20 protein-coding genes are annotated in these 25587 nt (G+C 72.5%); 12 read left to right on the top strand and 8 right to left on the bottom strand.

Going from position 1 to position 25587, the window contains the following annotated elements; all coding sequences use genetic code 11:
- Positions 1-198 precede the first annotated feature (198 nt).
- From WME98_RS06395 to WME98_RS06385, 3 genes are read left to right on the top strand one after another with little or no spacing between them, the layout of a single operon-like run.
- Positions 199-1212 carry an MbnP family copper-binding protein gene (locus tag WME98_RS06395; protein ID WP_437950490.1) on the top strand — a complete coding sequence of 338 codons (1014 nt, stop codon included), beginning with the start codon at positions 199-201 and terminating at the stop codon, positions 1210-1212.
- Positions 1213-1217: 5 nt separating this feature from the next.
- Complete coding sequence (locus tag WME98_RS06390; protein WP_437950489.1) at positions 1218-2489, top strand: MbnH family di-heme enzyme; 1272 nt, start codon at positions 1218-1220, stop codon at positions 2487-2489.
- On the top strand, positions 2486-3172 hold the full coding sequence (locus WME98_RS06385; RefSeq protein WP_437950488.1) for a hypothetical protein: 687 nt from the start codon (positions 2486-2488) through the stop codon (positions 3170-3172). The genes WME98_RS06390 and WME98_RS06385 overlap by 4 nt, the downstream gene beginning before the upstream one ends.
- Before the next feature lie 89 nt (positions 3173-3261).
- Here the strand turns inward: WME98_RS06385 and WME98_RS06380 are convergent, their stop codons facing one another.
- Positions 3262-4233, bottom strand: coding sequence for a hypothetical protein (locus tag WME98_RS06380; protein WP_437950487.1), 972 nt, complete (start codon positions 4231-4233; stop codon positions 3262-3264).
- Between the two features lie 314 nt (positions 4234-4547).
- Between WME98_RS06380 and WME98_RS06375 the strand changes: the two genes are divergently transcribed.
- From WME98_RS06375 to WME98_RS06355, 5 genes are read left to right on the top strand one after another with little or no spacing between them, the layout of a single operon-like run.
- Complete coding sequence (locus tag WME98_RS06375) at positions 4548-5138, top strand: hypothetical protein (RefSeq protein ID WP_437950486.1); 591 nt, start codon at positions 4548-4550, stop codon at positions 5136-5138.
- A gap of 54 nt (positions 5139-5192) precedes the next feature.
- Entirely contained in the window at positions 5193-6977 is a 1785-nt protein-coding gene (locus WME98_RS06370; protein WP_437950485.1) for an OmpA family protein, read from the top strand.
- Positions 6978-6980: 3 nt separating this feature from the next.
- Positions 6981-7502: a Rab family GTPase gene (locus WME98_RS06365; RefSeq protein ID WP_437950484.1), complete on the top strand. Its 522-nt coding sequence runs from the start codon at positions 6981-6983 to the stop codon at positions 7500-7502.
- Complete coding sequence (locus tag WME98_RS06360; protein ID WP_437950483.1) at positions 7502-8647, top strand: sensor histidine kinase; 1146 nt, start codon at positions 7502-7504, stop codon at positions 8645-8647. Before WME98_RS06365 ends, WME98_RS06360 begins: the two co-directional genes overlap by 1 nt.
- Before the next feature lie 13 nt (positions 8648-8660).
- Positions 8661-9419, top strand: a complete 759-nt coding sequence (locus WME98_RS06355) for a response regulator (protein ID WP_437950482.1) — start codon at positions 8661-8663, stop codon at positions 9417-9419.
- Positions 9420-9789: 370 nt separating this feature from the next.
- On the opposite strand, the gene WME98_RS06350 is transcribed toward WME98_RS06355, so the two are convergent.
- The 5 genes from WME98_RS06350 to WME98_RS06330 all read right to left on the bottom strand — a co-directional run bounded on the left by WME98_RS06350 (position 9790) and on the right by WME98_RS06330 (position 17942).
- A complete protein-coding gene (locus WME98_RS06350; protein ID WP_437950481.1) occupies positions 9790-10524 on the bottom strand; it encodes a high-affinity nickel-transport family protein in 735 nt (244 codons plus the stop codon).
- A 386-nt stretch (positions 10525-10910) separates the two neighbouring features.
- Positions 10911-11246 (bottom strand): hypothetical protein, encoded by a 336-nt coding sequence (locus WME98_RS06345; RefSeq protein WP_020738821.1) that lies wholly within the window; start codon positions 11244-11246, stop codon positions 10911-10913.
- 63 nt (positions 11247-11309) lie between these two features.
- Positions 11310-14024 (bottom strand): vWA domain-containing protein, encoded by a 2715-nt coding sequence (locus tag WME98_RS06340; protein WP_437950480.1) that lies wholly within the window; start codon positions 14022-14024, stop codon positions 11310-11312.
- A gap of 291 nt (positions 14025-14315) precedes the next feature.
- The gene (locus tag WME98_RS06335; protein WP_437950479.1) at positions 14316-16697 is read right to left on the bottom strand and encodes a protein kinase domain-containing protein; all 2382 of its coding nucleotides are present in this window, start codon (positions 16695-16697) and stop codon (positions 14316-14318) included.
- 381 nt (positions 16698-17078) lie between these two features.
- On the bottom strand, positions 17079-17942 hold the full coding sequence (locus WME98_RS06330; RefSeq protein ID WP_437950478.1) for a hypothetical protein: 864 nt from the start codon (positions 17940-17942) through the stop codon (positions 17079-17081).
- An 878-nt stretch (positions 17943-18820) separates the two neighbouring features.
- Here WME98_RS06330 and WME98_RS06325 point away from each other — a divergent pair.
- On the top strand, positions 18821-19165 hold the full coding sequence (locus WME98_RS06325) for a hypothetical protein (protein WP_061628642.1): 345 nt from the start codon (positions 18821-18823) through the stop codon (positions 19163-19165).
- A 571-nt stretch (positions 19166-19736) separates the two neighbouring features.
- Complete coding sequence (locus tag WME98_RS06320) at positions 19737-21770, top strand: M13 family metallopeptidase (protein WP_437950477.1); 2034 nt, start codon at positions 19737-19739, stop codon at positions 21768-21770.
- A gap of 436 nt (positions 21771-22206) precedes the next feature.
- Here WME98_RS06320 and WME98_RS06315 read toward each other — a convergent pair whose 3' ends face one another.
- Positions 22207-22377 (bottom strand): transposase DNA-binding-containing protein, encoded by a 171-nt coding sequence (locus tag WME98_RS06315; protein WP_437950476.1) that lies wholly within the window; start codon positions 22375-22377, stop codon positions 22207-22209.
- Positions 22378-22839: 462 nt separating this feature from the next.
- On the opposite strand from WME98_RS06315, the gene WME98_RS06310 reads away from it, so the two are divergent.
- Together WME98_RS06310 and WME98_RS06305 are read left to right on the top strand one after the other, a co-directional pair.
- Complete coding sequence (locus WME98_RS06310; protein WP_437950475.1) at positions 22840-23916, top strand: hypothetical protein; 1077 nt, start codon at positions 22840-22842, stop codon at positions 23914-23916.
- Positions 23917-23921: 5 nt separating this feature from the next.
- Complete coding sequence (locus WME98_RS06305) at positions 23922-24071, top strand: hypothetical protein (RefSeq protein WP_437950474.1); 150 nt, start codon at positions 23922-23924, stop codon at positions 24069-24071.
- Between the two features lie 75 nt (positions 24072-24146).
- On the opposite strand, the gene WME98_RS06300 is transcribed toward WME98_RS06305, so the two are convergent.
- Positions 24147-25418, bottom strand: a complete 1272-nt coding sequence (locus WME98_RS06300) for a hypothetical protein (RefSeq protein WP_437950473.1) — start codon at positions 25416-25418, stop codon at positions 24147-24149.
- Positions 25419-25587 lie beyond the last annotated feature (169 nt).

Here is a 25587-nt window from a genome sequence, read left to right as displayed (position 1 = left end):
CGGGCGCGGGGCGCCCGCGGCGTTCATGATCGCGGGCCGCCGGGCCCCGCGTCGGGGCGCTCGGAGGTTATTTTTCGACGCCCGCTCGATTCGTGCGCTCCGGCGGATCGCGACGGCGATCGCGACAAGATGTCGCATTCAGGTTGGTGACGACGCGGCCTATCGTTGCGCGCGTCGTTGTTCCTCAGGAGGACTCTCATGAAACGCGGTCTTCATGCATTACGGCTCTTGTTCCCGCTGGCCGGGGCGGCGCTCTCGCTTACGGCGTGCGGCGGCGGCGAAGGTGGGGTGAACCCCGTCGATGGCACATCGACCTCGACGGGCGTCGGCGGCGTCGGCGGCGACGGCGGCGCCGGCGGCGGCGGGCGCGGCGGGGCCGGCGGCGAGGGAGGGACCGGCGAAGGGGGGACCGGCGAGGCAGGCGGCGGGGGCGAGGCCACCGACGCGGCGATCGCCGTCGAGCTGGCGTTCGAGGGCCGCGTCAACGACGAGGTGTTCTCCTGCAGCGACACGTACGCTGTCGGCGCCGCGGCGACGGACGTGAAGCTCAACGACTTCCGCCTGTACATCCACGATGTACGCCTGCACCGCGCGGACGGCGAGAAGGTGCCGCTCACGCTCGAACAGGACGGGAAGTGGCAGCTCGAGAACATCGTGCTCCTCGATTTCGAGGACAAGTCCGGGAGCTGCGCCAACGGGACGCAGGAGACGAACGGGCGCGTGCTCGGGACGGTTCCGGCCGGGGACTACGACGGGCTGTCGTTCAAGCTGGGCGTCCCGTTCGAGCGGAACCACGGCGACGCCTCGGTCGCGCCGTCGCCGCTCAACCTGACCGGGCTGTTCTGGAGCTGGAATCACGGGTACAAGTTCCTGCGCATCGACGGCGTCCCGGAGCAGGGCGGGGACCCCTTCATCATTCACGTCGGGAGCACCGGCTGCGTCGCCGGCGACGGCGGCGAGGTGACCGCGTGCGATCGCCCCAACGTGGCCGAGATCGTCTTCGAGGGCATCGACCCGCTCGCGACGAAGGTGCTCGTCGACTATGGGGCGCTCGTCGCGGACACCGACGTGTCGGCGAACGCGGGCGGCACGCCGGGCTGCATGTCCGACGCGACGGATCCCGACTGCCCTCCGCTGTTCACCCACCTCGGCATCGACGTCACCGACGGCTCGCCGCGCCCCGAGCAGCAGTCGTTCTTCAGGATAGAATAGGAGCCATGACGATGACCGCACTGGTGACCGCGCTCCGCCGCGCCGCGCTCTCCTCTGTCCTGGCCGCGCTGGCGGCCCTCGCCTGTGCCTGCGGCGACGGCGAGGGCACGCCGGGCGCGGGCGGGACTGCGGGGGAGGGCGCCGGCGGCCAGGGCGGGGGCGACGGGGGGAGCGACGGGGGCGGCGGGGGCGGCGGGGGCGGCGACGCGGGCGCGTTCGCGTGGGGGCTGCCGCCGGGCTTCCCGGTGCCGAAGGTCCCCGAGGACAACCCGATGTCGTCGGCCAAGGTCGAGCTCGGCAGGCGGCTGTTCTACGACAGGCGCCTGTCCGGCAACGGCACGTACTCCTGCGGCTCGTGCCATGTCCAGGAGCTCGCGTTCACCGACGGCCTCGCGACCGGCAAGGGCTCGACCGGGCAATTCCACGTGCGCGGCTCGATGAGCCTGACCAACGTCGCTTACCTGACGACGCTGACGTGGGGAAATCCGCTGCTCGACTCGCTCGAGGAGCAGGCGCTCCTCCCCATGTTCGGCGAGACGCCGGTCGAGCTCGGGCTCGCGGGCATGGAAGAGGAGCTGTTCCAGCGGCTCCGGGACGAGCCGCTGTACCAGGAGCTCTTCCCCGCGGCCTTCCCCGGCGACGAGGACCCCATCCGCCTCGACACCATCACGAAGGCGATCGCGGCGTTCGAGCGGTCGCTGCTCTCGTACCGCTCGCCCTACGACCGGTACCGCTACGGCGGCGACCCTTCGGGGATGTCGGAGGCGGCGCTGCGCGGCATGGATCTCTTCTTCTCCGAGAAGCTCGAGTGCTTCCACTGCCACGGCGGCTTCAACCTGTCGGACTCGGTGCAGCACGACGGGACCACCTTCACGGAGGTGATGTTCCACAACACGGGTCTCTACAACATCGGCGGGAGCGGCGCTTACCCGCAGGGCAACGCCGGGGTCTACGACATCTCGGGCAACGAGGCGGACATGGGCCGGTTCCGCGCGCCCACGCTGCGCAACATCGCCCTCACGGCGCCGTACATGCACGACGGCAGCATCGAGACGCTCGAGGAGGTGCTGGACCATTACGCCGCCGGAGGGCGCACGATCGAGGAAGGCCCCAACGCCGGCGTGGGGAGCAAGAACAAGTTCAAGAGCGAGCTCATCACCGGGTTCGATCTCACCGAAGAGGAGAAAGCAGACGTGATTGCCTTCCTGGAGAGCTTGACGGACGATGAGTTTCTGACGGACCCGCGCCACGCGGATCCGTGGGCGGAGGCGCCGTGAGCCGGACACCCATCCTTCACCGGGCGATCCTCGTCCCCGCACTGGCGGCGCTCGCGTCGGCCGCGATGTACGTCGGGGCCTGCGGTCACGGCCACGACCACGACGACACGTCGGCCGGGTCGGAGCTGGACGACGTCATCTTCGAGGGGGGCGCGACCGACGAGGCGCTGGAGGCGCTGCTCGCGGCCGACCCGAAGGACGAGCCGTCCCAGGGGACGGTGTTCGACGCGCCCGAGGACGGCGCGGCGGTCCCCGGCGACGCCGCGCCGGCGCTGACCTTCCACGTCGCGGGCGCGGCGCGGTGGACGGCCCCGGGGGCCGCGCCGGCGCTCGGCTTCGCGGGCGCTCGGCCAGGCGTGCCGGGGGTGCCGGCGGCGGGGGCGTCGCCGTGGGCGGAGCTCGGCGCGCTCCTCGGGCCGGTGCGCGCGGCGCGGGCGCACGGGATGCCGATCAACGGGCGCGCCTACTTCCTGGTCTTCTCGACCGCAGAGCGCGAGGGGCTGCTCCGGGTGTTCACGATGAAGCTGAGCTACACGCCGGACGCGGCGGCGTGGGACAAGCTCCGCGCCGCCGGCGGGCCGATCACCGTCAGCGTGCTCAACGCGGTGTTCGAGAACAACCGCATCGTGCAGGGCGGCGGGCCGTTCACGGGCGAGCCGGTCACGTTCTCCGTAGCGCCCTGAGGGCATCGCGCCGCGCGCCGCGCGCCGCGCGTCGCCAGCAGCGCGGCGCGACGGCCGCTGCGGCCCTCCGCGGGAGCGCTCGTGGAGGCTCAGGGCGAGCGAGGGAAGATGAGCACGTACGCGCCCGGCGCGGGGTTGAAGAGCACCGTCTCGTCCGGGTGCGCCTCCCGGTCGAAATGCGGATACCACGGCAGCGCCCGCCAGGACTCCGAGTCCTTGATGAACTCGCGCACGATGAGATCGAGCTCCACGTACTTCCCGCCGGTCGCCGCGGAGAGCTCCGGTCCGAAGCTCCAGCGCTCGCGCCCGGGGCCCGGGGCGACGTCGTTGTGGAGCGCCCCGCCGTAGGCGATCACCATCTTGTCGGCGGCGTCCTCGCGGCCGAGCAGCGCCTTCGCCTCGGCGGCGGTCAGGCGCGCGATCATCTCCAGCATGGCCGTCACCGCGTCCGGCCCCGCGCGCACGATGGCGTCGTACTCCTGGCAGGAGGGCGCGAGCAGGCGCGGGCGGATGCCGAGCCGCTTCGCCTCGCTGCCGAGCGCGAGGAACTCTCCCTGGTTGCCCGCCGACTGCGTCTGGGTGACCGCCTTCTGCTCCTCCTCGACCCGCGCCACCTGCTCTTTCTTGCAGCGCGGATCCACCGCCCAGAGCTCGACGATGAGGTCCGAGGCGCGGCCGGCGAGCGCCGGCAGAAAGAGCTCCGTGAAGCGCCGGGTCGCCGAGGGGACGCCGTCCGCGCCCTGCTGGGCGTGCGCCTCGCCCACCGCGAGCACGCGCGGGCCGCTCTGAAGAACGTGGGCGAAGGCCTGGGCCGGCGCATCGAAGGCGAGGCAGCCGAGCGCGCCACAGGGCGCCGGGGCAGGGGAGGCGGGCGCCGTGGCCGCCGCGGCCGCGGTGGCCGAGGCAGCGGGGGCGGCGGCCTGCGGGGCGGCGGACGGCGCGCTCGGGCCGACGGCGCTCGCGGCGCCCGCGGCGCCCGCGGAGGGAGCGCCGCCGCCGGCCGGCGCGCCGCAGGCCGCGAGCAAGGCCGCGGCCACCAGGGAGGTTCGCGGGGTTCGCATGCGGGCATCTTAGCCGGGCTCCGAGATCTCCTGCGCGCCTGGGCCGCTCCGGAGCAGCCGAGCGGCTCCTCGGCCCGGGCCGCGGCCACCCGGCGGCCTCGCGAGGGCTACCAGGAGCCAGGGCGATGACCCATGGAGCGCGGTGCATGACGTGACGACGGGGGCCTCGTGCCCGGACGAAGAGAACACCCGGAGCGAGCGGGCTCGGTGGGGGATCGCGAGCGCGACCGCGCGGCGCGGAGGATCCGCGGCGAGCGCGCTCGGCGCTCGGCAGGGGACGCGCGCGGCGCGCACGGAGAGGGGGGATCTCCATCATGACCACGAAGATGAGCGGGCGGACGGAGCACGAAGCGAGCGCAGGACACGCGGAGTCCGCGATCGTCAACAGCCTGGAGCAGGTGCGCGACATCCTGTGCGGCGCCCAGCTCCGCGAGCTCGCTCGCCGGCTGGCGCACACCGACGCTCAGGTCGCCGCCCAGGCGGAGGAGCTCCGGCTCGAGGCGCGGCGACGCCTGGACGTGCTGGAGGCGCACGTGCGCAAGGAGCTCGAGGCGCTCGCGGCGTCGCTCGAGGCCCAGCGAGCGGCCGGCGCCGGCGCGCTCGGCAGCGTGGCGCGCGACGCGCGGGAGGGGCTCGAGCTGCTCGAGCAGCGGGTCCAGCGGCTGGAAGATCTCGTGGCGCGCACGCAGCGGGAGCTCCGGCAACAGCTGCTCGACCAGTCCAAATCGTTCCTCGACGAGGCGCGGCGCACGCGGGGCGAGCTCTGCGCGATGGTCGAGCGCGAGCTCGCCGTCCTGTGGACCGACGGCGCCGACGCGTCCCAGCCGGACGCGCCGGCGCGGGAGGGGCCCGCGGAGTCGGAGCGCTACCAGAAGGCGGACCCCCGCTCGGACGAAGCCGCGTGAGGCGCCCGCGCCGCTCTGGCGAGCGGCGCGGGCGTGGAGGGCCGGAGACGAACGATGGGACAGCCGAGAGCGCGTCGCGGGCCGCCCCCGCCGGTCGACAAGACGCTCGAAGACCTCCGCCCCCTGCTCGTGGGCCCCGAGCAGCGCCGGATCCGGCGGCTCGAGGAGCGGCTGGACCAGTCGATGGCCGAGATGGTCGCCGGGGCGCTGCCCGAGGCGGTGGTCGAGAGCCGCAAGAAGGGCGAGGCGCTCTCGTGGGCGCTGGATCCGCTCATCACCAGCGCGATCCACGAGCGCGTGCGCCGGGATCCGGGGTCGTTCGCGGACGCGATCTCCCCCGCCATGGGGCCGGCCATCCGCAAGGCCGTGGCCTGCGCCCTCCGGGGGATGATCCAGCGCCTCAACGAGGCGCTCGCCCTCGGCCTGTCCTGGGAGAGCCTGCGCTGGCGCCTCGAGGCGCGGCGCACCGGGCGCCCCTTCGCGGAGGTGGTGCTGCTCCGCGCGATGGTCTACCGGACCGAGCAGCTCTTCCTGGTCCACCGCGGGACGGGGATCGTCCTCGAGCACGTGAGCGCCGAGGACACCCCCTACAGGGATCCCGATCAGGTCTCCGCGATGCTCACCGCCATCGACGCGTTCGCCCACGACGCGTTCCGAACCGACGCGCGGCTCCAGCGCTTCTGCGTGGGCGATCTCACCGGGTGGGTCGAGCACGGACCGTCGGCCCTCCTCGTGGCCATCGTGCGCGGCGTGGCGCCGCAGGCGTACGGGACCGTCCTGAGCGAGACGCTCGAGCGCGTGCACCTGACGTACGGGGACGAGCTCGCCGGTTTCCGCGGCGATCGGTCGCCGTTCTCCGGCACCCGCGAGCTGCTCTCGACCTGCCTCCACCAGCAGCGCAAGCCGGTCCCGCGCGGGAGCAGGCCCGCGCTCGCGGCGGCCGCCGTGCTCGTCGCGATCGCCGCGACCGCCCTCGCCGTCCGGACGCGCGCCTCGTGGGAGGAGCAGCGCCGATTCGCCGGATGGGCCGAGGCGCTGCGGCGCGAGCCTGGCATCATGGTGACCGCGGCGGAGCGGCGCGGGGGCGAGGTCGCGTTCTCGGGCCTGCGCGATCCGCTCGCCGAGGACCCGCGGGCGGTGATCGAGCGCGCCGGCCCCGCGCGCACGCCGGTAACGCTGCGCTTCGAGCCGTTCTACTCGCTCGATCCGCAGATCGTCGAGCGCCGGGCGGCGCGGGCGCTGGAGCCGCCGCCGGGCGTCGCCCTCTCGCTGCGCGGCGGCGTCGTGGTGGCCAGCGGGGTCGCGCCCGAGCGCTGGATCGAGCGCGCGCGCTGGACGGCGGCGGTGCTGCCGGGCGTCTCGGGGTTCGACGGCGCGCGCCTCACGGCCCAGGAGGCGATCGAGCGGGCGCGCGCCGCGGCGCGATCGCTCGAGGGGATCGAGCTCCTCTTCCGCCGCGGCGCCGCCCGGCTCGCCGCCGAGCAGCGCGCGCGCGCCGCCGAGGCCGCGGCCGCGGCCGCGCGGGAGATCGCGCTCGCGCGCGAGGCCGGCATGACCGCCGAGATCCGCGTGGTCGGCTACGCGGATCCGGTCGGATCGGACGCGTCGAACCGGGCGCTCAGCCTGGCCCGCGCGGAGCACGTCGCGGCCGAGCTCATCGCGCGCGGCGTCCCGGCCGAGCGGCTGCGGGCGAGCGGCGGCGGACTGCGCGGCGACCTCACGCCCGCGCCGTGCCCCGGGGGAGCGGCGGGCGCCGGGTGCGGCGTCGGCGGCGCGGACGAGCGGCGCGCGCGCAGCGTGATCTTCCTTGTGGACCTGCGCCCATCGATCAAGGAATGAGCCATGGGGGAGAAGCGCAAGGTCTGCGTGCTGGGCGCCACGGGGGTCGGCAAGACAAGCCTCGTCGCCCGCTTCGTGCGCAGCATCTTCTCCGAGGCTTACCGGACGACCATCGGCGTGACGATCGAGACGCGGCGCGTGAGGTGCGATGATCGCGAGCTCGATTTCATCCTCTGGGACCTGAGCGGAGAGGACGAGTTCCAGGACGTCCAGATATCGTATGTGCGCGGCTCCGCGGGCTTGCTCCTCGTCATCGACGGCACGCGGCGCCTCACCGTGGAGACGGGGCTCCGCCTCCACGCCGCGGCGCGGGCGATCGCCGGGGAGCTCCCGTCGGTCGCCGTCCTGAACAAGGCCGATCTCACGGCGGCGTGGGAGATCGACGAGGCCGCCGAGGCCAGGCTGAGGAGGGCGGGCCTCTGGGTCACGAGGACGAGCGCCAAGACCGGGGCCGGGGTCGAGGGCGCGTTCAGCGCGCTCGCGTGCGCCATGCTGGCGAGCGAGGCGCCCGTGTGGCGGGGCTGATGGACATGGACACCCGGATCCTCTCGGCGCTGGACAAGCTCGTGCTCGAGCGCGTGCGCGACGGCGCCTTCGTCGTCCGCGGCGAGCCGCCGCCCTGGTTCCTGCGGCTCGGGATCGCGCCGCCGTGGCGCGATACGCCGCTCCGCATCGACCGCGCGCTGCCGTTCCTGGAGGTGTTCCTCCCCGAGGCGGAGCGGGCCTGGTCCGCGGACGGGGCGCCGAGCGTGCAATCCGACGGCTGGACGCAGATGACCGAGGACGACGAGGCGCTGCACCTCGAGGCCACGGCGCTCTGCGTGGGCCCGTCGCGGCTGCTCGTGATCACCCGGAACGACGCGCTGTTCCACGAGCGCCGCCGCGTCCTCCAGCGGGCGCGGGAGCTGCGCCTCGTGCACGAGGCGCTGTCGCGCGAGATCGAGCGGAAGGACGTCCTCGTCCACTGCATCGTCCACGATCTCTCCGGCCCGCTGAACAGCCTCCTCGGCGCCCTGTCGCTGCTGCGAGAGCAGCCGCTCCCGGAGAAGTGCGGCGCGCTCGCCGAGGTCGCGCTGAAGGCCGCCTTGCGGCAGCGCGAGCTCATCCGGGAGATCCTCGACATCTTCGCCGCCGAGGGGGCCGCGCTCGGCCCTCCCGGCGGCGATCTCGCCGAGGTGGCGGACCTGCGCGGCGCCGTCGCGCAGGTGGTCGAGGCGCTGCTGCCCATGGCGCGCAGCCGCGGCGTTCGCCTGGAGGGGCCTCCGGAGACCGGCGGGGGACCGCCGTGCCGCGTCGTCGGCGAGGAGCGCCGGCTTGCGCGCGTGGTCTCCAACCTCGTCGAGAACGCGCTCCGCTTCACGCCCGCGCGCGGGGCGGTGCGGGTCCTCGTGCGCGACGAGCCCGGATGGACGCGCGTGACGGTCGAGGACGAGGGGCCGGGCGTCTCGCCCGCCATCGCGCCGCGCCTGTTCCAGAAGTTCGCGCACGGCCGCGATCCGGAGGCGGGCAGCGGCCTCGGGCTCTACGGCGCGCGGATCGCGGCGGAGCGGTGGGGCGGGGCGATCGGGTACGAGGCGCGGCCGGAAGGAGGGGCGAGGTTCTGGCTCCGGCTGCGGCGCGTCGGCGCGCCGGGCGAGGCGAGGGGCAGAGGGGCCCAGGGAGAGACGTAAAGGGAGTGATGCCATGGCCAAGCTCTTGCTGGTCGACGATGATTCGGGGACGCTCGCGTGGATGGCCGAGGCGCTGGAGGGCGCGGCCTACGACGTCAGGACGGTGCGCGGCGGGGGCGCGGCGCTGGAGCTCCTCCGCACCTGGACGCCGGACCTCATCCTCGCCGACTTCTTGATGCCCGAGATGGATGGCTTCGCCTTCAACCGGCTCGTGCAGTCGCGCGAGCGGGTGCCCGTGATGCTCGTCTCCGTCGTGAACAAGCCGGCAGAGGCGATCCTGCGGGGGGTCGCCGGCTACGTGCGGAAGCCCGTCACCGCGGCGGAGCTCCGCGCCGCGGTCGAGCGCGTGCTCGGCGCCGTCGAGGGGGTCACCCTCCTCGTCGTGGACGACGACGCGGACATCCGGGCGTGCTACCGGCTGATCCTCGAGCCGCGCTTCACCGTGATCGAGGCCGAGGACGGGCGCGCCGCGCTCGAGCTGCTCTCGCGCGAGCCCGTGGCGCTGGCGATCGTGGACGTGCACATGCCCGTCATGAACGGGGTGGAGCTCATCCGCGCGATGCGCGAGGACGCGAGGTTCTGCACGATCCCGGTCGTGGTGCAGACGAGCGACCGGGCGGCGGCGCGCGCGCCCGTCTGGACCGACCTGCACGTGGCGCAGACGATCCTGAAGGACGAGTTCCTGGACTGGCTCATGACCCAGATCGACGCGCACCTCGCGCCGGCGCCGCCGCGCGAGGCCGAGCGCGCGTGGCCGGCCGTGAGCCGCTAGAGCGCCGATCGGCTTGGAACGCCCGAGAATGAAGAGATTGGAACCACAGAGTCACAGAGGGCACAGAGGGCACAGAGGGGAGAATGAAATAGGGATCTTTATTTCTCTCCCCTCTGTGCCTTCTGTGACTCTGTGGCTCAGTTTTCTCGGGGTTTCACCTCGTTAGAAGCACGTGAGCTCCGCCCCGAGCGTCAAATGGTCGCGCGAGCGGATGCGCCCAGCAGCTGCACGCTGTGCCGGTCGGACGCCGACTGCGGCGCCGGCGAGGTCTGCTCCTCAAGGACGGTTGGGCTCTGGCGTAACGACGTCCGCGGCTGTAGCCCTGCCGAGTGATCCGGCTGTGACGGTCTCCATCCGGCGGCGGGCGCCGTCAGCCCGGCGTCCACTGCGGGTTCGCCGTGAACAGCCCGGACCCGATGCTGATGTCGTAGGCGAGGAACAGGCCGAAGCCCACGCTGAGCACGGCCGCGGCCGCGCCGAGCGCGCGGTGCATCCCGCCGAAGCGCGCGCTCGTGTACGCGAACGGCACGGCCAGCATCCCGGTGATCAGCATCATCCCGGCGATCGTGCCCGCGCCGAACAGCGCGATGTACCCGAGCCCCCACCGCGGATCGTGCACCGTGGTCAGCACGAGGAGCGCGACCGCCGCGGAGCCGGCCACCCCGTGCACCACGCCGATGAGCAGCGGCCGGAGGCTCACGTAGAGGCGCGACCCGCCGAACACGCGGTCCGCCCAGCCGACGCCGTGGCGGTGGCCGTCGTGGTGCTCCGCCGCCTGCGCCTGCGGCTCGCCCCGCCGGACCGCCCGGTAGAACCGCAGGAGGTGGTACGCGCCGAGGCCGATCAGCATCAGCGCGACCGTGAGCTCCATGGCCAGGCCGACGTGCGGCGGCACCACCAGCCCGAACAGGAGGATGCCGCCGCCGATGAGCATCAGCGTGACGGTGTGGCCGAGCCCCCACATCGCGCCGATCAGCAGCGCCACGCCGAGGCTCCGGACGCGGCTCACGATCGTCGCCACCGCGATCACGTGGTCCGCGTCGGTCGCATGGCGGATGCCGAGGGAGAAGCCGAGGAGCAGCAGCGGAAACGCCGAGGCGATCATGGCTCGCTTCGTAGCACGGACCGCGCTCCCCGTGCCACGGCGGCGTGATTGACGAGCTCTCGGTCACGCCGGCCCCGCGCCGCGCCGGCATCGCGCATCGCGCGCCGCGCCCGATTGATCGGCCCTGTCCGGCCGGCAGCGCTTCGCGGGCAGATCCGGTGAAGAATGTCCTCTCGACCCGATTCAAGAAAGCAGGCTCGTCGATCGTGTCGCGACGCCGCGGCGACACCCGATCAGCGCAGCCTCGAGGCGTGCTCGACGATTCGCAACCTCACAACCCTCGTCCCACGGAGCGTGGCTTTCAGCGTGGTTCGAGGAATCCAGATCCCTTGTACAAACGCCCGGTCCACGCGACCACCGACGTCGTCTCCTCCTGTCCCCTCATGTCAGTTGGCGTGGTCTCGACTCAGCGCGTCGATGGCCTGTTGCATCCAGACCGCGTCCTCTTCGGCTTGCTTGAGGCCGTGCCTCATCTGCTCGCGCAGCACCCCCGTGGTCTCGCGGATGCCCCGCCGAAAGACCTCGGCTGCACGCTCGTGGACGACCTTGAGCCACGGGGCCAGGGCGCGCTTGTCGAGCGGGCCGGGAGCGTCCAGGACGGTGATGCAGGCCTCGATGGCCTCGCGCATGGCACGGGATTCGAGCGCGTCGGCGAAGGCGGAGAACTGGAGCAGCGACTCTCGCAGCGCAGCGCGACCGGTCGATGAGACTCTCTCTGTCATGGCCGCGCTCAGCCTACCACCTGGGCGACGCCTCCGCCCGTGCGCGCGCTGCGATTGCGCGCCTCAGCGCAGGTGGGATCGGCCCGCCGTCTCCAGCAACATCGCGAGCACGAGCGGGTCGCCGAGGCCGTGCTCTGCGCCCATGTGCGCGCGGAGGCGCGCGAGGCGCGCAGCGTCCTCCAGAAACAGCGGCTCGTCGAGCCGGGCCGCCGCCTCGCGCAGGATGCCCTCGCGCTCGGCGAGCAGCGCGGCCGCGCCGCTCGGGTCGCCTCGCCCGACGCGGGCGGCGGCCTCGGCCAGCGACTCGCCCGCGGCGAAGCCCTGAAGAGTCCGCGTCATCGAGGCGTCGACGGACGCCGCGCTCGCCGCGTCGCTGTCCGCATAGCCCACCTCGACGGGGATCTCCTCGATCACGTTCTTCCTGGAGAGCCGGTCCTTGTACTTGAGCTCGACGGTCGCCAGCGTGCGCTTCCCCGTGCCGGGCTCGGCGCTCAGCTTGAGCAGGAGGGCGTGGCGGTCATCGCGGGCGAACATCGGCATGAAGAAGCGCAGGCCGCCCTCGGCGTCGTCGCGCCGGTCGACCGCGATCCGGTCCCGCGACAGGGCGGCGAGATCGGCCGCGATCTCCTGGGCGCGGACGCGGGAGGCCTCGGCGTCGTTCAGCCGGCGCGAGCCGTAGACGCGGAGCAGGTCGACGCCGCGCTTCAGGCGCACGCGCACCTCGACCGCGGTCGCCACCGGGTCGAGGCGCTTGTCGAGCTCGGTCGAGAGCGCCGGCGCGATCTGCTCGGGGTGCCGCAGGTAGTAGTAGCCGCCGGCCCCGTCGCTCGCGATCGCGCTCATGAGCTGGCCGTCGTAGTCGTCGCCGAGCCCGAGCGCGCTCGTCTGGACGCCGAGCTGGAACGCGTCGAGGGCGAGCCGCGCGAGCCGCTCGCTGTGCGTGAGGCCGCTGGTCGCGCGGCCGTCGGAGACGAGCAGCACCACGCGCACGGCGTCCTCGGGGATGTCGGGCCGGTTCGCCTGCGCGTAGCCCAGCGCGAGCCCCGCGCCGATGTTCGTGCCGCCGCCCTCGCGGATCCCGTCGATGAGGCCGCGGATCGCCGCGCGGCGCGGGCCGACCGGGCCGTCCTGGATCAGCACCTCGGCGTCGCTCGAGAAGGTGGTGAGCGAGAAGTCGTCGGTGGGCGCGAGGCGGTCGACGAGCGCCTGCGCCGCGCGGCGGGCGCTCTCGATCGGCGCACCGGCCATCGAGCCGCTCGTGTCGAGCACGAGGTGCACCGAGAGGTGCGGCCGCGCCGCCGCGGCCGCGGCGGAGGAGCGGAGCGCGAGGCGCAGGTGGACGGCGCCGCCGCCCGGCCCGAGCGCGGCGCGCTCCAGGTCGGTCCGCAGGCCGAGCGCCTTGCCGGGGCCGAGCGGGACCTCCGGGGCGTAGCGGGCGCCGACGTCGCTGACGAGCTCGCGCTCCGCCTCGGGCACGACGCCGCGCGCGAGGGCGGCCTCGAAGGCGGCGAGGTGGCCGCCCCCGGGCCGGTACGTGGTGGCGAAGCGGCCGTTCGGATCGAGGGGGACCTCGGCCTCCGGGGCATACGCGGCCGCGCCCGGCGGCGCGGCGCCGGCGCGCCCGTGGCCGCTGCCGAACCCCTGGCCCGACCCGGCGCCCGCGCCGTGCCCGATCGTCCCGATGGCGCCGAGCCCCAGCCCCTCTTCGCCGCCACCGTCGCCCAGGCCGTGGAGGGGGAGGCCGGCGCCGCCCGCGCCCGCGGGCGCGGCGGGCTGGCCCCAGGGCTGGCCCCGCGCCCACGGCGGCGCGCTCGGCTGGCCGCCGGCCCCGGCGTTGAGCAGGCCGATCATCCCGAACTCGGCGGCGTCGCGCAGCGCCTCCCGCGGCGTCGCGTACGGCGCTGGGCCGTCGCTCGGGCCGGCCACCCCCCACCGGTTCCCGGTCGCCATCGCGCGCGCGGGCGCGCCGCCCATGGATCCCTCCTCGCCCTTCGCCCTCGCCCCCGTCCCGCCCTCCTTCGCGTCCGCGCTCGGCTCGCCCTCCTGCTCGATCGCCGTGCGCAGCTCGCGCGCGTCGGCGGAGGCGAGGTACTGCTGCACGAGCGCGATCCGGTCCGCGCTCATGCCGGGGAACGGGTCTCCGGGGGCAGGGGGCGGAGCCCACCGCGCCAGCGCGCCGAGCAGGCCGAGGTGCAGGGCCGCGGAGGCGGCGTGGAGGGCGAGGCTCTTCCAGCTCACGAGCGACCGGCGCGCGCGCTCGCCCGCGGCGGCGTCGGCGGCGACCTGGATCCGCACGCCCGCGATCTCGACGTCCACGCGGGCGTGGGCGGGGAGGGGCACGAGCACCGCGCCTTCGACGTCGGCGAGGTCCGGCCGGGTCGCGCCGGCGTGCCGCGCCCGCGCGTCGGCGGCGGACAGCGGCGCGCCGCCCAGGGCGAGCGTCCCGGTCGCGGCGCCGAGCAGGACGAAGCGGACGCGCCCCGCGGGGTCGACGTCGAGGAGGGGCGCGCGCCGCGCGCCGAGCACGCGCCCGGGGAGGAAGAGATCGCACGGGCGCCCGTCGGCGCGCCCCTCGCCGACGTCGAAGGCGCGGGGCGGCGCGAGGTGCTGGACGAAGAGGACGGTCGTGCCCCACGAGACGAGGATCTCCACGGAGCGCACCGCGGTCTCCGCGGCCTCGCCGGGGCCCGCCGCGTCCGGTGGCTCCGCGGCCGTGGGGTTCGCGTGGGTGGTGGCGGCGGCGCCGCCCGCGGCGTCCGATGGGTTCGCGCTGGGCACGGATCTCCCCTGTGCGCCGCGCGGAGCGGCGCGCTCATGTCGTCAGAAATCCGGCAGCAGGCGCGCGGATCCGCGCCCTCCGGGCGACGCGCTCGGCCGCTCCGGCCGGCGGTCCGTCGTGCCAGCGACAGACAGCGGCGCCGGGGGGAGGTTCCGGCGGCGAGGGAGGGCGGGCGTCGCTCGGCGGGAGGCGCCGCGGGCGTCGGTCGGCGAGGGCGCCGCGGGCGTCGGTCGGCGAGGGCGCCGCGGGCGGCGCGGCGCGGGCATGCTGCGGCGCGGGCCGTCGGCCGATCAGCTCCAGCCCACCTGCAGCACGCACGCCCCCGCGCTGCCGCCCCCGCAGCGCAGCTCGAGGAGGCGCGTGGTCCGCCCCGACGTCGCGAGCAGCGCGCGCAGGAAGCCGCTCACGTAGCGGCACATCACCGGCGCGAGCCCCTCGGGCAGCCAGACGTCCACCTTCGCGCTGTGGGTCGAGGTGCGCTCGAACTGGACGCGACCCCACGCGTGGAACCGCCGGAGCAGCGGCCCTGCCACCTCCAGCAGCGCCTCCGGGGAGCGCGCGACCTGGAGCCTGCGCAGCATCTCGGGGAGCGCCGCGCTCGCGAGCGCGCCGCCGACGGCCTCCACGCTCCCGGGGACCTCGCCGCCGAGCGCGCGCAGGTACGCGACGAGCGGCGCCACCGGGTAGAGCGCCGTGTCGTCGGTCACCGCGGCGATCGCCGCGCGGTCCGCCGGATCGAGGCTGCCCCACGCGCGCGCCTCGACCCCGTCGCCGAGCCGCCGCGCCGCCGCTTCCCTGCAGAGCCGGAAGGCCAGGCCGCGGCTCTGCGGCGCGCCGTCGTGCGGCGCCGGGACCTCCGCCGGCGCGCGCTCCCCGGGGCTCGCGAGGAGCGCGGCCGCGAGCGCGTCGGCGAAGGCGACCGGCGAGGCGAGGCGCCGGGACGGCTCCGGATCGAGCGCCCGCGCCAGGAGCGCGTCGACGCCCGGGGGGAGCCCCGTCCGCGCGCTCGAGGCGGGCGTGAGCTCCCCGCGCCGCTGCATGGCGACGATGCCGTCCGCGCTCGCGGCCTCGAAGGGGGCCCTGCCCGTCAGCATGGCGTAGGTGACCGCCGCGAGGGCGTAGGTGTCGAGCGCCGGCTGCGGGTCGGCGGCCTCGGGGATGAGCTGCTCCGGCGCCGCGTAGCCGCGCGTCCCGCCGACGAGGTGGGGCCGCCCGCGCCCGAGGCGCAGCCCGAGCCCGAAGTCGATGAGCACCGCCCGCTCGATCCGCGTGTCGAGCAGGATGTTCCCCGGCTTCACGTCCGCGTGCACGTACCCCTCGGCGTGCATGCTCGCGAGCGCGCCCGCGATCTGGCGGACGACGGAGAGGACCTGGGGGAGGGGCATGAGCCCGCCCTGGGGCGCGCGGTCGACGATGTGGCGGTGGATCGTCTCGCCCTCGACGTACTCCAGGATGAGGTACATGCGCGCGCCGTCGAGCCTCCCCCAGCCGTACAGCTGGACGATGCTCGGGTGCCTGAGCCGCGCGAGCGCCTCGGCCTCGCGGAGCAGCGCGCCGTCGTCCGGCTCGGTCAACACCTTGAGCGCGACGAGCTGGCCGAGGAGCTTGTCGCGCGCGAGGTAGACCTGCGACTGCCCGCCCTCGCCCAGGATCGCGGTGATCCAGTACTTGTCGTCCACGAGATCGCCGGGGGCGAGCCGCGCGGGGGCGTGGCGCCGTGCGAGCGGCTCGGGCGGCGCGGTGCTCTCGGTCGTCGGCAGCGACGTCGCCCGATCGACCGACTCGGTCACCTGAGGCGCGAGGCCCGAGCGCCGCGCGAGCTGCTCGCTCACCAGCCTGGCCGCGAGCTGGAGGGTCGCGATGCTCCCCGCGTCGAACTGCCGGGGCTCGCCGGACACCGCGCACACGCTCCCGACGGCCCCGACGCCATCGAGCACGACGGGGAAGCCGGCGTACGCGCGGATCATGTTCATGGCCACGAGCGGGTTGTCGGCGAGCGCGGGGTGCTCGCGGGCGTCCTCGACGATGAGCGGCGCGTTGTCGCGCGCGACGTGCTCGCAGAACGACCACGAGCGCAGCGTCCCGCCGGCGAGGGTCAGGTCGCGGGGGAGGCCGGTCGCGCCGAGGAAGATCTGCCTCGACGAGTCGATGACCGTGACCACGCTGGCCGGCGTGCCCACGCCGCGCGCGACGAGCTCGGCGACGACGACGAGCTCGGGGTCGGGGGTCGTGCTGCGCAGGCCGCGCCGCGCGAGCTCGGCGTCGCGCGCGGGATCGTCGAGCGGATCGGCGGCGGCGGTCTGCGCCCCGCGCGACCGGGTGGGGGCGTCGCTCGCCGGCGGGAGCAGCGCCTCGAGGAGCGCCTCCGCGGTGGCCGGTTTGTGGACGACCGCCGCGACCTGCTCGTACCGGCGGATCTGGTCGAGGAAGGCGCGGAACCGGGAGGTGACGATGAGCCGCGCGGGCGGCGGCGTCGGATCGGCCGCGCGGACCCAGCCCTCGCCGGCGGCGCGGTCGAGGTCCGCGACGATGGCGTCGGCGGCGGCGCAGTCCTCGGGGGCAGGGCGCGCGCCGGGGGGCATGCAGACGGACCAGCCGGCGCCCCGCAGCACCTCGGCCATGTAGTCGCGCTCCGTGGCGATGGGCTCCAGCAGCAGGACATTGCGCGCCATGCGCCCGTCAGCGTACCTCGCCGGGGCGGAGCGAGGCGCGGAGCATCGGTGCCGGCGCGGTCGCGGCAGGCGGGCGCGTGGGTGGTGGTGACGGGCGAGCTCGGGGCGAGCGAGCCCGGCGGTCGGTCGTCTCTGGACGATCGATCCCAGCGGTTGTCCGCGGACGTGAGAGGGGGTGTCCCTTCTGCCCGAGGCGGAGAGCATGATTGATGATGTTCCAGAGGATTCACCTGGCGACGGGAGGCGCCCGCGCGTCCCAGCCGTCATTGCAACGCAACCGAGGAGCGTCGAGCTGCCGAATCTCGTCGCGGAGCGATCGCCGGCAGGGCGCGTGGGTGAGCCGGCGGGCACGCGGGGGGCCTGCGAGCCTGGCGTCACCCGTCAGGAGAGCACTTCGGCGGCGCTCTTCGCCCCGAGGACGTTATCGAGCCAGCGGTCGAGGGTCGCGATGTCCGCGCATGCCTGGATGCGCGCGCTCTCATTCTCGGTGAGCGCGATCCCCGCACGCGCGAGCTGCCGCAACAGCGTATCCCTCTTCCCCTTGAGCTCGCCCTCACGGATGCCCTCGAGCTTGCCCTCACGGATGCCCTGGAGCTCGCCCTCACGCATGCCGCGATCGATGAGCTTCTGCACGAACGGGGGAAACGTCGCCTCGCCTTCGATCTGCCGTTCCATGACCAACGCCTCCAGAGCCTGCCGCATCGGCTCACGCAACGCGTTCCAGATGAGCTGAAAGTAGACCATCGCGTGCTCCTGGTCGAGCCGGCCAAGGGCAACGAGCGCCGCCAGGACCACGGCGAGCCCGTTCGGCCCGTTGCCGTGCGCCATCGCCGAGAGCACGGCGAGCGCCGTCTCCGCCTCCGCGTCGGCTGGATCGGTGATCTCGGGGACGACGGCCGGTCCGAGCACCAGCGGTGCGACGTGGCCGAGGCCCAGACCGAGGTCGATGCTCTCCGCCGCCCAGGCAGCCACGCCGGCGTCCGGCGCGACCACGAGCACGACCGTGCGGCAGCGCTTCTTGGCGCGCACGACCGTGACGTACGTCGGCCACGAGAACTTCTTTTTCGGATCCATATCCCGCTGGACCTCGATGACGATCGCCAGCACGATCGCGCCGCTCGCGTCTCGAAGCTCGAGCACCAGGTCAGCGCGGAACTCCACGGGGAGGAGCTGGTCGAGCGACGACTCGACCACCGCGGCGGAGTCGTGCGGAGGCACCTCGACGTGGAAGAGCGTCGCGAGCAAGCGGGGCGCGAGCGCCGGGTCTTCACGGAACGATTCCGCGAGGGCGAACCGTCGCGATCTGGTGCTTTGCCCGGGATTTCAGGGAGGTGTGACGACCGATCGCCCCTCTTCAGAAGCCATGGACCCAACGCGGGCCCAACCGCAGAGCCCCGGACCTGGTGACCTCGCGCCGGCTGGCCCGTCGCCACGGGGCGCCGTGATCGCCTCGCTTGCCGAGACGCTCACCCGCGCCGTCGCGCTTGGGGACGAGGAGGCGGCCCGGGTCGTTCATGAGGCGCTCGGTCGGCTGCTCGGCCTGGCGCCAGCACCGGAGGGGCGAGCACGGATTGACCAGGCGCCCAGGTAGGACAGATGCAGAGATCCGCGGAGGACGGGCCACGTCGGTACGGTCCGCTTCGCCCTGGATCTGCCACGGCTCGGGCACCGCCGACCCCTGCAGCGCAGCGGGCTGACGATGCGCCGCGCTCGGTCACCGACCTGGCAAGGTCCGAGAAGTCCTGCGACTGGGCAAAGGTCACCCCAACATCACCGCCGCAGATAGGCATAATGTGCGCTTGATGGGTACACTAGGCTCCGGAGGGGCCCGGGGGGCCCAGGCCCATCCCGAGCAGGCGAGAACCAGCGCCAGCAGGCCGAAAGCGAGCCAGAAGATGAGAGGATAGTCCGCGCAAAGCCATTCCGATTTGGCAAGAATCTTACGCCAACGACAGCCGGTTGACATAATGTCCAAAGTACGGATCCACTGATCCGCCTACAAAAACCAACAGATCCAACGAGTTCGCTCGGCTGTGTAGTATTGTCTACACCACGCTGGCTTCGGGGAACGGTGAAGACAGTGGACCAGGGCGTCGGCGTTCAGACTGCGGTAGAGTCGGCCCATGTACATCGAGCTACCGTTCCTCGCACCGATCCCGGTCGGAAACGAAGTCGTCGTTCAGTCGCTCGAGCAACCGACGTTCTTCGGCGGCTGGGAAGAGTCGGAATGGATCGTGCTCGATCGGACGACCGGCATCGTCTGGTCGCCGTGTACGGTTCCGATGGGACTGACGCGGGAGAACTTTCACAGCCATCACCTCGGTGACCATCGACGACGCAGGCCGAACGTCGCGCCGACGCTCGGACGCGTGGTGGCTTGCCAGGTGTCGACCAAGGGGAGCGGTGAAACCAATCACGTGGTCACCGGGCTGACGCTCGCGCCGCTCGAAGCCACCGCCTACCGCTGAGTCCGGGCGCTCTCCAGAATCGAAACGCGGTCTCGCGCGAGGCGCAAGGGGCGCTTGCAGAGGATCCCTCCGGTGTTAGTTTCGCGAGGCGCGCGTGGAACGAGGCCTGTTCATCGATGCAGCGTCGGGCCGTGAGACGCGGCCGTTTGCCGAGACTGCGCTCGTCAGGTCGAGCGCGCCGCTCGCTTGGCCTGGCATTCACGTTCAGATCGGGCGCCAGAACGCGTGGTGCGTCGGCCGGACGTTCGCGTCGATGCACTGCCTCGGGGGCCATCTCGGCGAGGCCCCGCTCACCTTGAGCATCACGGAGAGCCGGCGTCCACGGCGGACGCCCGACGGAAAGATCCAGCAGTTCCTGCTCGATCGAGGTGAGCCGATGAGGCACCCGAAAGCCAGAGCATCTTGAAAATTCATTCACTCCATACTTCGCTTTCGGACATAGTGACCCATGCAGGTAGTTTTAGAACCTGTATTGGTTAAATTTTCCGCTGCCCTTGCGTTGTTATGGCCGCTAAGCTGGGCCGGCTTGCGGTACCCTAATTCACTCATTCATGCGCAGGGAGTCCGATTCATGAAGAAACTCATCGCGGGCGCGGTTTGCGTCCTCGCGCTCGTCGGCTGCGACAGCACGCAGGCCGAGCCGCCCGAGCCGCTGGTTTCGGGCATTATCAAGGAGAACTTCGACCCGGCGGTGCGCCCGCAGGACGACCTGTTCCGGCACGTCAACGGCAGTTGGCTGGCCAGGACCGAGATCCCGGCCGACGAGTCGAGCTACGGCGCCTTCACCAAGCTCGACGACGACGCTGAAGCGGAGCTCAAGGCGATCATCGAGGAATCGGCCGCCAAGAAGAACAAGGCGGACGGCTCGGACGAGCAGAAGATCGGCGATTTCTACACGGCCTTCATGGATGAGGCCAAGGCCGAGGAGCTGGGCTTAAAGCCGCTGGAGGCGGAGCTCGCCCGCATCGATGCCGTCAAGGACACGGCCGAGTTGCCGGCGCTTCTCGCGCACCTGGGCAAGATCGGCGCGCGCCACCCGTTCTCCGGCTACATCGCCCAAGACGCCAAGGACTCGACGCAGTGCACGGTGTACTTCTTTCAGTCCGCGCAGATCGGCTTGCCGGACCGCCATTACTACCTGTCCCAGGATGAGAATTTCTCCAAGCTGCGCGCCGCCTACCGCGCGCACGTCGAGAAGATGCTGGGTATGATCGGCGACGAGAGGGCCGCCGCCAACGCCGAGGCGATCCTGGCGATGGAGACCCAGCTGGCGCAGAAGCACTGGACGCGAGTCGAGTCGCGCGACGACGACAAGACCTACAACAAGTACGAAGTGGCGAGGCTCAACGAGCTGACCCCCGGCTTCGACTTCGCCGCCTTCGCCAGGGAGGCCGGCGTCACCACGAGGGCCGTGATCGTGATGCAGCCCAGCGCCTTCACCGCGATGGCGGAGCAGTTGAAAGGCCAGAGCCTGGACACGATCAAGGCTTACCTGAAGTTCGGCCTGGTATCGTCGTTTGCGCCGTACCTGTCCAAAGCCTACGTCAACGAGAACTTCGCTTTCTATTCCAAGACCCTTCGCGGAATCCCGGAAGACCGTCCGCGCTGGAAGCGCGCGGTCGAGAGCATGGAAGGCGCGCTCGGCGAGGTGATGGGGAAGATCTATGTCGCCAAGCACTTCCCGCCGGAAGCCAAGGCGCGCATGGAGGTGCTGGTCAAGAACCTGCTGAAGGCCTACGAGGCGAGCATCAAGAGCCTCGATTGGATGAGCGAGGACACCAAGGCCAAGGCGCTGGAGAAGCTGTCCAAGTTCACGGCCAAGATCGGCTATCCGAGAAAGTGGAAGGACTACTCGAAGCTTACCGTCAAGGGCGACGACCTAGTCGGCAATGTCATGCGCTCCAACGAGGTCGAGTACAAGCGCCAAACCGAGAAGCTCGGCAAGCCGGTGGACCGCGAGGAGTGGATGATGACGCCGCAGACGGTCAACGCCTACTACAACGCGAGCCTGAACGAGATCGTGTTCCCCGCCGCGATCCTGCGGCCGCCGTTCTTCAACATGGCGGCGGACGACGCGGTGAACTACGGCGGCATCGGCGGCGTGATCGGCCACGAGATCGGCCACGGCTTCGACGATCAGGGCTCCAAGTACAACGGCGACGGGAACCTGCTGTCATGGTGGACGGACGCCGATCGCAAGGCTTTCGAGGACCGCACCCAGGCGCTGATCGCGCAGTACGACAAGCTCTGCCCCCTGCCCAACCAGTGCGTGCAGGGTGCGCTGACCATCGGCGAGAACATCGGCGACCTCGGCGGCCTGTCGATCGCATACAAGGCCTGGCAGCTCGCGCAGGGCGGCGAGCCGGCCGTGGAAATCGACGGCCTGACCGGCGACCAGCGCTTCTTCATGGGCTGGGCGCAGGTGTGGGCGCGCAAGTACCGCGACGAGGAGCTGCTGAACCGTCTGAAGACGGATCCGCACTCGCCCAGCGAGTACCGCTGCAATGGCATCGTCTCCAACGTGCCGGAGTTCTACACCGCATTCGGCGTCAAGGAAGGCGACAAGCTGTACCTGGCGCCGGAGAGCCGCGTGAAGATCTGGTGAGACGCCGGAGCTAGGTACCCAAGACGCAGCGTTGCCTCGTAGAGGGCCCGAGCAAGTTCACCGATGAGCGCGTAATCGACGGACGTCCAGTTGCTCGCCGCTAAGTCTCCGACCTGCTCCCTCTCGACCCCGGCTACGACGCCTGCGACGCCTACGAGGCCTTCGGCGGCGCGCTGCCGGCCGCGCTGCGGCTGCGCTCGTTCTGGGGCTGCGACGTTCCCCGCGGTCTCCTGCACGAGGCGCCGAAGTGCGGCGCTCCCCGGAACGTCGCGCTCGGCGGCCGCCCTGCCTGGCTGGGCGTGACCAGCACGGGTGTGCTCGTCGTCGTGGCGAGCGATGACAACGAGGTAACCGTGCTCGCGGTTGGTCCTCCCCCGCTTCCGTCTCGGCATTCATCGCAATTTCCCGTCCTTCCGAAGGCGCTCGAGCGCTGAAGCTACGGGTAGGACGACATCCAGGCCGCGCCTGATGGTAATGGATCCTGGCGGACCTCCGCGGCTGTTGCCATGCGCACCAGGCGCGTCGTGCGGCGCGCATGGCCCAGTTCCGCGTGTCCGAACTCCTCGTACGCCCAGCGCCTTGCATCATCCCGGCTAACGCCGCTCATGGCGGCCCGGAACGACGCGCCCGTGCCTCAAATTCCCGCAGAAGCTCGAGATCCGATCAATGCCGAGGCGGAAGCGGGGGAGGACCACTGCTGCTCGCGTCTCGTACAGCCATGCTGTAGGTGACAGAACATTTTCCTATCCGCCTATAAAAACCAACAGATCCAACGAGGTCACTCGGCTGTGTAATATTGTCTTCATCACGCAGGGAGGCGGCGGAGACGCGTGCGCGAGCACGGCGAAGGCCGCGAGCGAGGCGACGAGGAGCAGGCGCCGGGAGAGGCGGGGCATGGGAGAAGCTTCCCGACGAACAGCACCACGGTCACGCGCTCGTCGACTGCATCTTCACAAGCACGCGAGGCCCAGCGTCGTCGCCTCGACGAGCTCGCCATGCCCGCGGGCAGACGTCTCGCGAAGCGGTCGACGCGCGCCCGCTGAGCCACGTCGAGTGCTAAGGTTGACCGGTGATCGCCCTGGTCCTCCCCACTCTTGCTGCCCTCGTCTTCATCGTCAGCCTATTTGCTTTTTCGAGGGCCTGCGCCCAGCTCCGGCGGAGCAAACAGAAGCTAGGGGACGCGCTCCGCGCCCGCGGCCTCGCCGTTACCGGCGAGCTCGATTTGCCGCCGCCGCAGAATCACCTCGTCGCGCTCTCCTTGACACGCTCCGACGGCGTGTCCGCGCAGACGCCGGCCGATCTCGCCATCGGCGGCACCACGCTCCTCACCGCCCCGACGCTCTTTCGTGCCGTCGTCGTGAGCGCTCCGCTCGCGGTGCCCGATCAGGTCGTCTGCGATCGCGCCCTCGCGCAGCCGGTGTTCGGGGCGTTCCCGCCGCACCCGGCGTTCACCGGCGATACGCGCTTCGACGCGCGCTTTGGCGTGTTTCCCGCGCCGTCGTCCTCCGCGTCTGGGTCGCCGAGCTACCGCGACCAGGCTGGCCATCTCCTCGCGTGGGCCACGCCGGCCGTGCTCGCGAACCTCGATCGCTTATCCTTCGTCGCGCTCCACGTGCGCGACGGCCATGCCCGGCTCGCCTTCGCGCCCACCTCGGCCGACGGCCTCGCCGCCGCCATCACGGTGGCCGATCAGCTCCGGGCCAACATCGCCCGCCGCTCGGTCACCACGCCCGCCGTGCCCGTCCCCGTCGGCCGGAGCGGCGCGACCCACGCCCTCGCCATGGGCCTCGCCTTCGTCTCCATCATGATGTTGACCGTCGTCATGTCCGCCGCCAGCAGCAGCATGACGTTCCAAGACGCGACCGAGCGCGCCACGTTCACGCTGGGCGCGAACGAGATAGCCTGCCCCGACGGCGGCATCTACTCGGCGGGACCCGGCTACCGCAAACAGCACCGCACCCATTACTGCTACCAGCCGAACGGCCAGAAGACGCCGGCCCAAGCGGGCTTGCTCTGGGTGTGGACGTGGGGCTCCTCGACTGCCCTCGGCGTGGGGTTCCTGCTCTTCGCCAGCGCGTTCCACCGCTCAAGCCGCGCGGGTACGCTGAAGAGCGCCGCCGAGAACGTGGCGGCGCTGCCTCGATAAGTCGCTTGAGCTTCGTCGTCGCCGGCGGCGGCGTCATTATCGGCGTGGCCGTCCCATGGTTGATCTGCAAGCACAACCACCTGCTGCTCAAACGCACCGGGGAAGGGTCTGGCCAAGGGGAACGCGAACCAGCAAAACACGCCCCGGCGCGCTGACCCATGCTGACGATTTCATAGGCGCGCTGAGCGATTGAGATACCCGGGGGAGCACCTCGCACGGGCGCTCGGCGGTCAGCCGGGCTTGTCGGGTGACGTGTCCCCGGGGGAGAAGATGCGGGTGCAGAGGGGCTCCCCGCGCGCGAGCGGTCTGGCCTTCGCCCAGAGACGCGCGATCGGCGAGCTTGCCTTGAGGACGCGGCGCGAGAGCAGGCCGCTCCACGAGAGAACCGGGCCCTTCAGCACGATGCCCGCGCCGGCGAACGGCACGCCCCCTGTGATCAGCGCCGCGATGCCGTCCTCGAGCACGAGGATGTCCGGGTCGTGGATCGAGCTCGGCACGTCGTCCTCGGCGGGGACGCCGTGGATGAGGCGCTCGAGCTCCCACTCGTTGATATCGAGGGCCTCCGAGGCGAATGGGAGGCACGCCTTCACCATCTCCCGGAGCTCGGCCTTGTCGGCGATGACGTCTTCGAGGCGTAGCTCGCGGCCCGTCGGGACGTCGATCGAGGCGACCCGCAGGCCGACGTGGACGTCCGAATGCACCGCGGGGCCGATGTAGGTCCAGCCATCGAGGATCACGGAGAGGAGCCCGCTCGTGTTCGCTGCGACGGAGTAACCCCCCTTGACCTCGGCGCTCCAGGGCGGCGCGCAGCGCCGGACGTGCGCCTCGAGCCTGGGATCGAGCAGCGACGGGCCGTGGTGGAGCGCCAGGTTGATGCGCCCTTCGCGCTCGGCGGAGCCGAGCCCGAACACGGCGGGCCGCACCGCGTCGTACGCGCAGGGGCCTGGGTTCTCGCGCGGGACGGTGAAGCGCTTGCGCCGCTCGACGAGCGGCACCGCGTCCGCTCCTCCGGGCGCGAGAGCGAACGGCTTGGTCGCCGCGCCGCGCGCCCAGGTCCCTTCGAGCGCGCCGGTCTCGAGGCGGCAGCGGCCCTCGTAGCGGCCCACCGCCTGGCCGGAGCGGTCGAGCTCCCGGAGCGAGAAGCCCTGGTCGCCTTCGATCCTGCCGTCGAGCGAGAGCGCGCCGGCGCCCGCGTCGTACGCCGCCTCGCCCGAGAGGTCGCCGGCGTCTGTGCGCCGGAGCCGCAGCGTCACGCCGGCGCCGCCGACAGCGCCACGGTAGACCCGTGAGAGGTCGCAGGGGGCCGCTGCGGCCGGCGGAGCCTCCGGCGCGGTCGCGCTCGGCGGCGACGCGGCCGTGCTCGCCGAGCCCGTGGCTCGAGCCGCCGGAGCCGGCGGCGCGCCGGAGGCCCGCTCGCCTCGCGGCGGCGGGGCCGAGGAGCAGCCGTGGAGCGCGGCGCCGAGCGCCAGTGTCCACATCCAGCAGCAGGTTCGCAGCTCCATCGGTCGCCAACAGTAACCGCCGCGCGCGCCCGGCGGAAGCCACCGGGAAAATCCGAGGACAGGGCCAGCTCAGGGGGTGGCGGCGCCATGGCGGAGCGGGCGGCGCCGGCCCCTACCACGGGCGCGTCGTCCCGGGTAAGCTGCCGCCCGTGCCGCGGAGCACCGGACG

Source organism: Sorangium sp. So ce296 (assembly GCF_051529605.1).
Lineage (GTDB): Bacteria > Myxococcota_A > Polyangia > Polyangiales > Polyangiaceae > Sorangium > Sorangium cellulosum_D.
The sequence above is the reverse complement of the archived record's forward strand: the minus strand, read 5'-3'. Positions and strand labels throughout refer to the sequence as shown.